Raw genomic sequence first — 10,974 nt, forward strand, 5'->3', positions numbered from 1 at the left:
ATGGCGGCCATGTCTATGTCTGCGCATGCCATGGCCACCGCGCCGCTGCCGGATGAACTGGATGTGCTCGTCGTGGGCGCGGGACCGGCGGGCGCGGCCGTTGCCGCGCAGCTGGCAGGGCATTGCCGCGTGGCGCTGGTAGGACGCGCCGTGCAGGCTGGGCGGGCCATTGGCGAAACCCTGCCCGCTGCGGCCCGGGTGATTCTGTCCGACCTGGGCGTGTGGGATGCGTTCGCGGCACAGGGCCACCGTCCTGCCTGGTCGCGGCGGTCACTGTGGGGAAGCTCCGAGGTCATCTTTCAGGACGCACTGTTCGACCCGCATGGCGCGGGCTGGCACCTGGACCGCAAGCGCTTCGACGCCATGCTGCTGGAGGCTGCGCGCAGCCGTGGCGTGCCCTGCCTGGTGCCCGCCACGCTGCGCAGCCTGCAGCGCCAGCCACCGGGCGCACCCATGCGCTGGCGCTGCCTGATCGATAGGGCGCAGGGCGACCCGGCGCACGGCCCGTTGGAGCTGTCCTGCCGCATCGTGGTCGATGCCACGGGCCGCGCGGCCCGGGTGGCCCGGCAGGCGGGTGCCGAGGTCCGCCGCGACGGCCGCCTGGTCTGTTTTCACGCCTGGGTGGAGCCGCCATCGCATGAGCATGCAGGCACCACCATGATCGAGTCGGATGCCGAAGGCTGGTGGTACAGCGCCGATCTGCCTGATGGCAGTTGCGTGATTGCCTGGCAGACCGATATCGACCTGCCCGAAGCCCGCCGCCTGCGCAGCACGGCGGATCTGCTGGACATGGCCGATCGCACGGCCCTGGTGGGCGCGCGCAGCGTGGGCAGCCAGGTGCTGGAGCCGTTGCGGGTGGCCGCCGCCCACGAGCAATGGCTGGATGCAGCCAGCGGGGCGGATTGGCTGGCCGTGGGCGATGCCTGCCTGTCCTTCGATCCGCTGGCATCGCAGGGCCTCCTCAATAGCCTGGTCACCGGCAGCGAGGCCGCCCTGGCCGTGCGCCGCAGCCTGGCGGGCGACGCCGGTGCGTTGCCTGCCTGGGATGCGTGGATCCGGCCGATACGCGCCGCGTACCGCAGCCATCACGAGCACTACTATGCGCTGGAGCCGCGCTGGGCGAACGAGACGTTCTGGGCCCGCCGCCAGCGGGCGCCGGAGGCGGGGAACGGAGCCGGCGTTATTGCCGCTCCAGCTTCGCCGTCTGAACGATGGCATTCCAGCGCTGGTACTCGGCCCGCGTGAATTCGCGGAAGGCCTTGGAGTCCAGCAGGCGCACTTCGCCGCCCAGCGCCGTCACCTTGGACTTGAAGTCGGCATGGCCCGCCACCTTGAGCGTGGCATCCTCCAGCCGCTTGACGATGGCGGCCGGCGTGCCCTTGGGCGCCAGCACGCCGTTCCAGGTGCCGGTCACGAAGGCGGGGTAGCCGCTTTCCTTCATGGTCGGCACATCGGGCAGGGCGGGCAGGCGCTGCTCCGAGGTCACGGCCAGGGCCTTGAGCTTGCCCGACTGCACGAAGGGCAGGGCGGGCGTGACGTTCTCGAAGATGAAATCGATCTGGCCGCCCAGCAGGTCGGTCAGGGCCGGCGCGCTGCCCTTGTAGGGCACATGCACCATGTCCAGCTGGGTGGCGCTCTTGAACAGCTCGCCCGACAGGTGGACCGTGGAGCCGCTGCCCGGCGAGCCATAGCTCATGCCGGTCTTTTGCGCGGCGGCGCGTGCCACCAGGTCCTTCACCGTCCTGGCGGGCGTGCGCGCCTCGTTGACCACCAGCACGTTGGGGATGGTGGTGACCAGGGCCACGTATTCGAAATCGCCCAGGTTCTTCTCGCTCAGGTTCTTGTACAGGCTCTGGTTGATGGCCTGGGTGCCGGCCGTGCCGAACAGCAGCGTATAGCCATCATTGGCCGCCGAAGCCACGCGGCTGGCGCCGATGGAGCCGTTGGCGCCGGAGATGTTTTCCACGATCACGGGCTGGCCCAGCGACTCGGACAGGCCCTGTGCCACCATGCGCGCCAGCACATCGGTATTGCCGCCAGGGGCGAAGGGCACGACCAGCTTGACGGGCCGGGCCGGGTAGGCATCCGCCCAGGCCTGGGGCAGCAGCGTAGTGGCGCCAAGCAGCGCGGCAGCGCGCAGGAATTGCTTGCGTGAAAGGGTACGGGGCATGGGGGATGTCTCCTTGTCGATGTTCTGGTGGCGCAGCGGCTGGGGCCAGCGGCGGATTTTTCAGGCGGGCCAATGCTGGGCGGTGGCTGTCTTGACGTCAATCAATGTTTTGGCAGGACGTCATGCGGCGGGCGAATGACCTGTCCGGCCTTGCTCGGCAAATGAGAAGGATTGCGTTGACATGCGCCCGTCATTGCGCCTGCCATCACGGCGCAAGGCTCCTGGACTCGCCTGTGGCAAGGACCGCACCGCTGCTGAATCCGCCTCCGGCGCTGCCGTGCAACTGCCCGCGAACATGCGGCTTTGCGGCGCCTGCGTGGACGTGCACGATGCGCCCCATGGCATGGGCCGGCGCCCGTTACGGCGCCGGGGTTGGGGCGGGCATTGCCGATGTCCATGCCGACGCCAATGCCGATGCAGCTCAGAAATCCGCCCTCAGGCTCACCGTCATGTTGCGCGGCTCGCCCCACCAGCCCTGGTTGTAGAAGCCGATCTGGCTGTAGTACTGGCGGTCCAGCAGGTTGTTGAGCTGCACGCTGGCCGACCAGGTGGGGTCGATGCGGTAGTGGGCCGAGAGGTTGACCACCAGGTAGCTGCCCTGGCCGACCTGCACGCTCTGGCGCAGCGGGTTGGTCACGTTCTGCCAGATGCGGCTTTGCCAGCGCAGGTTGCCGCCCAGGCTCAGGCCTTGCAGCGCACCCTCGAAGCTGCGCATGGCCGTGAGCTTGACCAGGCTGCGCGGGTGCGTTGTGTTGAAGGCGGCGCCGCTGGCGCTGCGTGCCGTGTAGTGCGTGTAGCTGGCGCCCAGGCGCCAGCCCCGGGCCGGCTCGCCGCTGAGTTCCAGATCGATGCCGCGCACCTGGGCGCCCTTGACTCCCCGGTAGGCCTTCTGGTCCGTGGTGCCGTCGATGAATTCGCCCGTGTCCTGCGCCAGGTTGTCCTGGCGGGTCTGGAACAGCGCGGCAGAACCCTGCAGCCGGTCCTGCAGCCAGGAGCCCTTGAGGCCCAGCTCGAAGGCCTGGCCGGTGACGGGGTCCAGGATGCTGCCTTGCTTGTCGCGGTAGTTCTGGGGTGTGAAGATTTCCGTGTAGCTCAGGTAGGCCGTGTGCCGGGCATCGATGTCCCACAGCAGGCCGGCGTAGGGCGTGATTTCGTTGCTGTAGCGGTAGTCGCGCAGGCTGCCGAAGTAGTTCTGGCGCGTGGACCAGCGGCTCAGCCGGGCACCGGCCACGGCCGTCCAGCCATCGGCCAGCGACAGGCGCCCCACGGCATAGCCGCCGCTTTGGCGCATGCGGCTGTCGTCGCCGCCGTTGGAGACATCGGACCAGCCGGGCTCGGCCAGGCTGCCGTTGCGCCAGTCGAGGAAGTTGTCCGTGGCGGGCGGCGTGCCCAGCGGTGCGTAGCGGCGGATGTCGATGTCGTCGCGCACATGGTTCAAGCCCACGGCAATCTCGTGCTGGCGCCCGAAGAGCGCGACCGGGCCGCTGGCCGTGAGGTGCAGGCTGTCGCGCGAGCGGTCGCCCCGGTACTTGATGAAGGAGTTGGCCATGCCCAGGCCGGTGCTGGCGTCCGGCGCGCCGCCCCGGTAGACGTAGCGCATGTCGTAGTTGCCGTCGTTGCGGCTGTAGGCGGCGCGCAGCAGCCAGCGGTTGTCCAGCCGGTGCGTCAGGTCCAGCGTGGCCGTGGTGTTCTCGGTGCCGAAATGCGACCAGCGCGTGTTGTTGGACACCGAGCGGTCGAAGTCCGTGCGGCTGCCGTCCGCATGGAACAGCGGAAAGCCGGCGCCCATGCCGGGGCTGGTGTTCTTCTGGTATTCGAGGCTGGTCACGAGCCGGGTGGCGGGCGTCAGGGCCGCGCTCACCACGGCGTACAGGCCCTGCCTGCGCTGGCCGAAGTGGCTGACGTAGCTGTCGCTGTCCGATTGCACGGCCACGACGCGGCCATGCACGCGGCCTTCGCGGTCCAGCGGCAGGGACAGATCGGCCTCGGCGCGGCGCAGGTTCCAGCGGCCCAGCGTCAGCGAGGCATGGCCGCCCGCCGTCTCGCGCGGCTGCTTGCGCACGAAGTTCACCGTGGCCGACGGATCGCCCGAGCCATTGAGCAGGCCCGTGGCGCCGCGCACGATTTCCACGCGGTCGTAGAAGGCCGTGTCCATGTCGGTGGCGCCGAAGTTCCACAGGCTGTTGATGGGCGAGGCCAGCCCGTCGAACTGGAAGTTGCTGACGCCGAAGCCGCGCGAGGAAAACTGGTAGCGGTTGCTGTCGCTCCGGCTCACCGACAGGCCGGGCGCGGAGGCCTCCAGCGTCTGCGAGACCGTGAGCTGGCCTGCATCGTTCATGAGCTGGCGCGTGATCACGCTGACCGACTGCGGTGTCTCGCGCGCCGACAGTTGCAGGCCCGTGGCCGTGCCTGTGGAGCCGCTGGTATAGCGGGCCGTGCCTTCGGTGGTGCCGGCATCGGTGGCGGCGCGCACGGTGACGGTGCCTAGTTCGGTGTCGCCTTTCCTGGCAGGGGGCCTGTCCTCGTCGGCGGCCCAGACTGCTGACGCAGGGGCGGCACACAGGGCACAGATCAGCAGGGACAGTGGGGTCCGCGCGCCTTGGGGGTGTCGCGGGGCGGGGTTTTGGATGCGAATGCTCATCATTTCCATGGTCCTGGGCGTGAGCCCGGATTGTGGGAAATGTGCACCGCCGCCGCCTGTTCCCGGCGACGCCAGTCCTATGGCTTGCGACGCAGGCTGCCTTGGCTGGGCGCGTGGCCGAAGCGCTGGCGAAAGGCCGTGGCGAAATTGCTGGCGTGCTGAAAGCCCACGCAGTCGGCCGCTTCCTGCACGCTCCAGCCCTGTGCCAGCCGCTCGCGCGCCAACTGCATGCGGCGCTCGCGCAGCCAGCCGAACACGGTCTGGCCGTAGGCGGCCTGGAATTTCTCACGCAGCGTGGTCGGGCTCATGCAGGCCAGGCGCGCCAGGTCGTCCAGGCTGTGCGCCCGGCCCGGCGCTGCATCCATACACTCGCGCACGCGCTCCAGGCCGCGCCTGTCCCGGGGATGGATGCGCGGCAAGGGCGCAGGCCGCGGCTGCGCATGTGCCTGCAGCGCGCAGGCCAGCACCTGCAGCGCAATGCCTTCGCGGTGCAGCCGGGCCAGGCTGCCGCTCCAGACGCCATCGAGCAGCTGGCGCAGCGAGACGGCCAGGTGCTCGGGCAGCGACCAGGCATGCAGTGGCGGGCCGGGTTGCCGCATGGCCTGGTGCAGCAGCTCGGCCAGTTCGGCATCGGCGCAGGCCTCGGGCGCCTCGATGGACAGGTTGAAGCCGCGCACCGTCTGGCCTGCGGCATGTGTGGCCTTGAGAATCTCGGTGTCGCCGCACGAGAATGCCGCCGCCGCATGGCGCGTCACGCTCAGTGCACGGCGGGCGCCCGGCAACTGCAGCTCGGCCTGGCCGTCCAGCAGGACCACGGCGGTGAAGCGCCGCGGGTGCTCGGATGTGGATTCATAGCCGTGGTCGATGCGGATGTCGGAGCTGACCAGTTGCAGGCCCGAGGGCAGCTGGTGCTCCTGCACCTGCCCCTCGAAGATGCAATCGCTTTCGGAGACGGCAGAGAGAAAGCGCACGCTGAAACCGTGGCGCTGGCGCATGGCGTCGAGCTGCGCCGTGGTGTAGCGCTGGGAGGAGGAGGGCATGGGTGAGCGGAATAGAAGGCCCGCAATCGGATTCGAGAATGCTTCTCATTATCCGGGGCTGCAGGCCCGCTCGCCCACAAACCTCAGAGTTTGCGCAGCCGATCCAGTGCCGCGCGCAGCGTGCTGTCCTGCTTGGCAAAGCAAAATCGCACCACGCGCTGGTCGAAGCCGTCGCCATAGAAGGCCGACAGCGGGATGGCGGCCACGCCGTGTTCCTTGACCAGCCACTGGCAGAACGCGGCTTCGTCCAGGTCCGACACGGCCGAGATGTCGGCGCAGACGAAATAGGTCCCCGCCGTGGGCAGCAGGCGCAGGCGCGAGCCTTCCAGGCCCTGGCGGAAAAGATCGCGTTTGGCCTGGTAGAAGGCGGGCAGCTGAAGATAGGGCGCGGGGTCGGCCATGTAGCTGGCCAGGCCCGCCTGCATGGGCGTGTTGACGGTGAAGACGTTGAACTGGTGGACCTTGCGGAACTCGGCCGTGAGTGCAGCCGGCGCGGCGACGGTGCCCACCTTCCAGCCCGTGACATGGTAGGTCTTGCCGAAGCTGGAGACGATGAAGGCGCGCGCCGCCAGGCCGGCAAAGCGCGCGGCGCTCTGGTGCTGGCGGCCGTCGTAGACCATGTGCTCGTAGACCTCGTCGCTGATCAGCAGCACGTCGGTGGGGGCCAGCAGCTCCTGCAGCTGCAGCATCTCCGCATCGCTCCAGATGGTGGCGCTGGGGTTGTGCGGGCTGTTGATGATCAGCAGCCGGGTGCGCGGCGTGATGGCGGCGGCAATTTTGGCGAAGTCGGGCTTGAAGCTGCCCGGCGTCAACGGTACGCGCACGGGCACGCCGCCGGCCAGCTCAATGTTGGGCACGTAGCTGTCGTAGCAGGGGTCGAGCACGATGACCTCGTCGCCAGCATGCACGGTGGCCAGGATGGCGGTGAGGATGGCCTGCGTGGCGCCGGCCGTGACCGTGATCTCGGTGCCCGCATCGTAGCTGCGGCCGTACAGCGCCTGCATCTTGTCGGCCATGGCCTGGCGCAGCTGGGGCAGGCCGGGCATGGGCGGGTACTGGTTGTGGCCAGCCTGCATGGCGGCCGTGACGGCATCGACCAGCCTGGGGTCGCAGCCGAAATCGGGAAAGCCCTGGCCCAGGTTCACCGCCTGGTGCTCGGCGGCCAGGGCCGACATGGTGGTGAAGATGGTCGTGCCCACATGGGGCAGGCGGCTGGGGAAGGCGGGCGTGCGGGGCGTGGCAGAAGTCATGGCGGAAACAGCGGACAGCGGGAGCGGACCCGCACTGCAGGTCCGGTGGGGCGGAGGATCAGAGTTCGTAGTCGTGCACGTGGCCGTTCATGGCGCGCATGATGAGATCGCGCGTCAGGCGGTCGCTGAGCAGTTCGGCGAATCGGTAGACGAAATTGCGCAGGTAGGCACCTCGCTTGATGGCCACGCGTGCCACGCTCTGGCCGAACAGGTGGCCCATGGGGCGCACGACCAGGTCATTGACCGGGTCGTCGCGCATGGCCATTTCGGCCACGATGCCGATGCCCAGGCCCAGGCGCACATAGGTCTTGATCACGTCGGAGTCAATGGCCTCCAGCACGATGCGCGGACGCAGGCGGCGCGTGGCAAAGGCCTGGTCGATCTTGCCGCGACCCGTGAACGAAGGGTGGTAGGTGATCAGCGATTCGTGGGCGATGTCGTCCAGCGTGATGCGCTCTTTCTGCGCCAGCGGGTGGCCTGTGGGCATGACCAGCACATGCTGCCATTCGTAGCAGGGCAGGGTGACGAGATCGGGGTAGTCGGCCAGGGATTCGGTGGCCATGCCGATGTCGGCCACCTCGTCGATGACCATGCGCGCCACCTCTGCCGGAGTGGCCTGGTGCAGGCTGATCGTGACCTTGGGATACAGGTCGCGCAGCCGTGCCACGGCAGGCGGAAGCACGTAACGGGCCTGTGTGTGGGTGGTGGCAATCGACAGCGTGCCGCTGTCCTGGGCGCTGTACTGCTCGCCGATGCGCTTGAGATTTCCGATCTCGCGCATGATGAGCTCGATGCTCTTGAGCACCTCCAGGCCGGGTTCGGTGATGCGCTTGAGGCGCTTGCCGTGGCGCGCAAAGATGTCGATACCCAGCTCCTCCTCCAGCTCGATGATGGCCTTGGAGACGCCGGGCTGCGAGGTATGCAGGGCCTTGGCCGCCTCGGTGAGGTTGAGGTTGCGGCGCGCCGCTTCTTGGACGAATCGGAATTGGTGCAGGTTCATGGCGGTGACAGCAGGGTGCTGCGCGCCATTATGCTGCATTTATATAAAGAAGCGATTCGTTATTTCAGCTTCCCGGTGCGCCACGGGGCTCCGTGGCCACCAGTGCCAGTTCTGCCAGCAGGGCTGTGACACGCGGATGCTCGCCCACGGCCGGCTGCAGGTCCACGGCCACCTGCGGATGGGTATCGCTTATCTCCTGCACCAGCTTCGGGATGTCCTCGCGCGCATGCTTGCCCGTGCCAAGGAACAGGGGCAGCACGGTGATGTGCGTGGCGCCGGCCTCGACCAGCCCGCGCGCGGCGGTGGGCAGGTCGGGCGCGCAGGCTTCCAGGTAGGCGCAGGCGGCCAGGGATTGGGGATGCGTCTGCTGAACGGCCTTCAGCACGGCCTCGATGGGTTGGCGCCACAAGGCGTCGCGCGAGCCGTGTGCCAGCAGGATCAGTCCGGTCCTGCCGGCAGATGTTGTCTCGTTTTGCATGGCAACGGTCCTAGCGGCGCAGCACCAGCCAGGTGAAGGCCGTCAATGAAAGAAGGCTGTAGAGCAGGCCCGGCGCCGCAGCTGTCAGCCAGGGCGACCAGGTCTGCAGCGTGCCGATGTAGCCGAACACGTTGTTCAGCAGGAAGAAGCTGATGCCGGCCATGACGCCGCCGAACACATAGGCCGCGATGCCGCCCGAGCGGAAATGCAGGTAGGCGAAAGGCAGGGCCAGCACCACCATCACCAGGCAGCTCATCGGGTAGAAGACCTTGCGCCAGAACTCGATCTCGTACTTCTGCGCAGCCTGGCCGTTGGCTTCCAGGTGGCGCACATACTGGAACAGCGAGATGGTGGACATGCGATCGGGCTTGAGCAAAGCGGCCGAGACCATCTCGGCGCTGATGCCCGTCTTCCAGTTCATGCTGTCTTCTTTCTCGCGCTGCAGCACCATGCCGCCGTCGGGCTTGGCCGTCAGGCGGCTGGCCTGCACGCCCTGGAGCATCCATGATTCTCCGTCTTCGCTCACCTGCGCCGATTCCGCATGGATCTGGGCAGAGATGCGGCCCTGGCCGTCAAAGTCGAAGATGCGCACATTCGAGAAATCACCCGGCCCGCGAATGGCACGCACGTTGATGGCAATGGAATGATCGCCCTGGCGCTCCTTGAGCCAGGCACCCGTGGCCCCGCGTGACAGCTGGGCCAGGTGGATGGCGCGTATGTTCTGGCCCGCGTTCTCGGCCGCAGGTGCCAGGTAGTCGCCCGTGCCGAAGGTGACCAGCACAAAGCCCAGGCCCAGCACCATCAGCGTGCGCAGCGCCAGCCAGGGGCCCATGCCGCTGGTGCGCATGATGGTGAATTCCGAACTCTGGGCAAAGCGCGCCATCACGTAGATGGTGCCGATCAGCACGGTGATGGGCATCAGCTCGTACAGGTGGCTGGGAATGCGCAGCACCACGAAAAGCAGCGCGTGCGTGATCTTGTAGCCGTTGTCGCCGCCGCGCCCGACCCATCGCAGCTCATCGACCAGATCGAAGAAGAAGAACAGCGCCAGGAAGGCCAGCGTCACATAGCCGACGGCCGCGATGATGTCGCGGTACAGCAGGTTTCTGAGAACTCTCATCATGGCACCGCCTTCGCGTCGTCCAGGGCAGTCGGCTTGCAGGGCCTGCGCCACAGATCGCGCGGCGACCAGCGCCTGTGCCGCACCAGCAGCACCAGCAGCACCAGCAGCAACGTGCCGCCGTGCAGCAGGGCCGTCATGGCGGGCATGCTCAGCTTGCCCGAGGCCACCCAGTTCTCGCCCAGCGTCATGAGGTTGTAGTACACGATGAAGGCGAACAGCGCGAGCATGAGGCTGCCGCTGCCACCGGCACGCGGGTTTACGCTGGCCACGGCCAGGCCCAGGATCACGAAGTTCAGCGCCGCCAGAGGCAGGCCTATGCGCCAGCCCAGTTCGGCGCGGTAGATGGGTTCGGTGCGCGGCAGCAGCTCATGCGTGTACGTGCTGCGCGCGGCCATTTCCTCGGCGGCGGCCAGATTGTTGCCGCTGCCGAGCTGCGTGCCGTATTCCTTGAACTCGCTGATCTTCACCGAGCCGTCGCTGGTCTGCGTCTCCATGCGCTGGCCGTCGGTCAGCACGGCCATGCGTTCGCCCTTGACCACTTCCAGCCGCGCCCCGCGCGCCGAGGTCACGGACTCGCGCCCGCGCTCATTGGCCACGATGAACACATTGTTGGCAGCGGTGGCGCTGGGCACGTCCTTGTCGATGAAGAACACGCGCGAGCCGCCGGCAGACTCCTGGAACTCACCGGGAGCGATGCGGTCGATGTCGCTGCGCTGCTCGAACTGGGTCTTGATCTGCTCGATCTGCTGATTGGCCCAGGGCAGGATGCCCAGGCCCAGCACGGCGATCACGGCCAGCACCGGCCAGGCAAAGCGCAGCAGCGGGCGCAGCAGGCTGGCCAGTCCCTGGCCTGCGGCGAACCAGATCACCATCTCGCTGTCGCGGTACATGCGCGACAGCGAACCGACCACGGCCACGAAAAGTCCCAGGCCCAGGATGGTGGGCAACTGGCCAAGCACCGTATATCCCATGACCAGCAGAACGTCGGAAGGGCTGACATTGCCCTTGTAAGCCTGACCCAGCGTGCGGATCAGCATCATGGTCATGACGACCGTGATCAGCACCACGACCGTGGCACCGAAGCTGCGGGCCAGCTCTTTGCGTATGGATGAATCGAATAACATTGGCTGAAAGGAAAACGCCGATTATGAACTTTGAACTGAAGCCGTTGACGACTGCCGCAGCAGTACGTGAAAAGTGTGACCTGTTGTTGGTGCTGGTGACCGAAGCCACGGCCACGGGCAGCGACGCGCTGTCCACCCTGGTCGCTCA

The 10,974-nt window shown here is 67.5% G+C and carries 9 protein-coding genes; 1 reads left to right on the forward strand and 8 read right to left on the reverse strand.

The window, feature by feature from the left end:
- The first annotated feature begins 9 nt into the window (after positions 1-9).
- The gene (locus L995_RS21030; RefSeq protein WP_231574493.1) at positions 10-1,245 is read left to right on the forward strand and encodes an NAD(P)/FAD-dependent oxidoreductase; all 1,236 of its coding nucleotides are present in this window, start codon (positions 10-12) and stop codon (positions 1,243-1,245) included.
- On the opposite strand, the gene L995_RS21035 is transcribed toward L995_RS21030, so the two are convergent.
- The 8 genes from L995_RS21035 to lptF all read right to left on the reverse strand — a co-directional run bounded on the left by L995_RS21035 (position 1,181) and on the right by lptF (position 10,826).
- Positions 1,181-2,170, reverse strand: coding sequence for a Bug family tripartite tricarboxylate transporter substrate binding protein (locus tag L995_RS21035; protein ID WP_047473470.1), 990 nt, complete (start codon positions 2,168-2,170; stop codon positions 1,181-1,183). The two genes, L995_RS21030 and L995_RS21035, sit on opposite strands and share 65 nt — an antisense overlap.
- Positions 2,171-2,591: 421 nt before the next feature.
- Entirely contained in the window at positions 2,592-4,820 is a 2,229-nt protein-coding gene (gene fauA, locus L995_RS21040; protein WP_442855543.1) for a TonB-dependent alcaligin siderophore receptor FauA, read from the reverse strand.
- A 68-nt stretch (positions 4,821-4,888) separates the two neighbouring features.
- Positions 4,889-5,851, reverse strand: a complete 963-nt coding sequence (locus tag L995_RS21045) for a helix-turn-helix transcriptional regulator (protein ID WP_047473472.1) — start codon at positions 5,849-5,851, stop codon at positions 4,889-4,891.
- Between the two features lie 83 nt (positions 5,852-5,934).
- A complete protein-coding gene (locus L995_RS21050; RefSeq protein WP_016453527.1) occupies positions 5,935-7,101 on the reverse strand; it encodes a pyridoxal phosphate-dependent aminotransferase in 1,167 nt (388 codons plus the stop codon).
- A 58-nt stretch (positions 7,102-7,159) separates the two neighbouring features.
- Positions 7,160-8,101, reverse strand: coding sequence for a CysB family HTH-type transcriptional regulator (locus L995_RS21055; protein ID WP_016445880.1), 942 nt, complete (start codon positions 8,099-8,101; stop codon positions 7,160-7,162).
- Positions 8,102-8,165: 64 nt separating this feature from the next.
- Complete coding sequence (locus tag L995_RS21060) at positions 8,166-8,579, reverse strand: sirohydrochlorin chelatase (RefSeq protein WP_016445881.1); 414 nt, start codon at positions 8,577-8,579, stop codon at positions 8,166-8,168.
- 10 nt (positions 8,580-8,589) lie between these two features.
- The gene (gene lptG / locus L995_RS21065) at positions 8,590-9,699 is read right to left on the reverse strand and encodes an LPS export ABC transporter permease LptG (RefSeq protein ID WP_017407657.1); all 1,110 of its coding nucleotides are present in this window, start codon (positions 9,697-9,699) and stop codon (positions 8,590-8,592) included.
- Entirely contained in the window at positions 9,699-10,826 is a 1,128-nt protein-coding gene (gene lptF, locus L995_RS21070; RefSeq protein ID WP_047473474.1) for an LPS export ABC transporter permease LptF, read from the reverse strand. The genes lptG and lptF overlap by 1 nt, the downstream gene beginning before the upstream one ends.
- Positions 10,827-10,974: the final 148 nt, after the last annotated feature.

Source organism: Delftia sp. ZNC0008 (assembly GCF_000799035.1).
Classification (GTDB): domain Bacteria; phylum Pseudomonadota; class Gammaproteobacteria; order Burkholderiales; family Burkholderiaceae_C; genus Comamonas; species Comamonas tsuruhatensis.